Annotated in this window: 3 protein-coding genes; 1 reads left to right on the top strand and 2 read right to left on the bottom strand. The window is 74.1% G+C overall.

Features of this window, described 5'->3' with window-relative positions; translation table 11 throughout:
• Nucleotides 1–67: 67 nt before the first annotated feature.
• Nucleotides 68–424 (bottom strand): hypothetical protein, encoded by a 357-nt coding sequence (locus tag HMPREF0731_RS21125; protein ID WP_051014846.1) that lies wholly within the window; start codon nucleotides 422–424, stop codon nucleotides 68–70.
• 146 nt (nucleotides 425–570) lie between these two features.
• Here HMPREF0731_RS21125 and HMPREF0731_RS24660 point away from each other — a divergent pair, with 146 nt between their 5' ends.
• Nucleotides 571–729 carry a hypothetical protein gene (locus tag HMPREF0731_RS24660; RefSeq protein WP_007006277.1) on the top strand — a complete coding sequence of 53 codons (159 nt, stop codon included), beginning with the start codon at nucleotides 571–573 and terminating at the stop codon, nucleotides 727–729.
• A gap of 69 nt (nucleotides 730–798) precedes the next feature.
• Here HMPREF0731_RS24660 and HMPREF0731_RS21120 read toward each other — a convergent pair.
• Nucleotides 799–1,145: DedA family protein (locus HMPREF0731_RS21120; RefSeq protein ID WP_007006276.1), on the bottom strand; the 347-nt coding region annotated here is incomplete at its 5' end.

Here is a 1,145-nt window from a genome sequence, read left to right as displayed (position 1 = left end):
GCGGGCGGGCGGTCGGCGCGCATGCGAAAGGGCCCGGCGCCGTGGCGCCGGGCCCCTGTCCGTCCGCTTAGCGGCGCGGGCCGTTCTGCGGATAGGCGCCGGAGGTGTTGGAATCGGTGGCGCGGTCATAGGCGCGCGTCGCCGCCGTGCCCGGCGGGTTGCCCGGCGTGCCATCGGACTGGGTGGGATAGGCGCCCGAGGTGTTGGTGCCGGCGGCGCGGTCCACGGCGCGGGTCGCGGCGGTGCCCGGCGGGTTGCCCGGCATGCCGTCCGACTGGCTGGGATAGGCGCCGGAGGTGTTGGTGCCGGCGGCACGGTCCAGCGCGCGCGCCGGCGCGCTGCCATCGGGGGAGGAGGAGCAGGCCGCCAGGCCCATCAGGGCCGCGGACACCACGATGGCGAAGCCGATCTCGCGCTGGCGCATGGTAGCTGGATATCCTTGTCGTCTTTAGGGCCGTCGGGGGGAGCCGGTGTTGCCGGCCTGCCGCGACAACGCCACGCCGGCGGGGCGGTTACAGGGCGTCACGGAAAAACCGCTGTCACACAAAAGCGAAGATCCGCGGCCGGGCGGTGCTGCGGATCGGCGCGGCGCGCGGCAACCCGGGGCGCGCTGGCGGCGTTGCAGGCGCAGGACGACAAGGGAGAATGACGATGCGCTCGATCCTGCTGTGGCTGCTCGGGATCCCCATTCCGATCATCATTCTGCTGCTGCTCTTCGGCGTGCTCTGAGCCACGCCACGCGAAAGGGCCCGGGCATCGCCTCCCGGGCCCTTTTCGCATCCGCCGCGCGGCGCGGGTTCAGCCGTGCCGGCGGCTCCGCCAGAGATGGCGCAGATACAGGGCGACCAGCGCCGCCAGCACGGCATAGCTGACCGGCTCCAGCACCCCGGCCACCCGCAGATACTGGTCGCGCAGCGCATAGCCCGCGCCGGTCAGCGCCGCGACCCAGAGCAGCCCGCCGAGCGCCGTCCACAGGTAGAACACGCCGCGCGGAATGCGGGCCAGCCCCGCCGGGATCGAGATCAGCGTGCGGATCGCCGGCAGCATGCGGCCGAGGAACAGCGCCACCGGGCCGTGCCGGCGCAGCGCCGCCTCCGCCCGGTCCATGTCCTCGCCGCTGACGCCGAACCAGCGCCCGTGCCGCG

It is taken from the genome of Pseudoroseomonas cervicalis ATCC 49957 (assembly GCF_000164635.1).
In the GTDB taxonomy this organism is placed as follows: domain Bacteria; phylum Pseudomonadota; class Alphaproteobacteria; order Acetobacterales; family Acetobacteraceae; genus Pseudoroseomonas; species Pseudoroseomonas cervicalis.
This window is presented reverse-complemented; position numbering and strand designations above follow the sequence as displayed.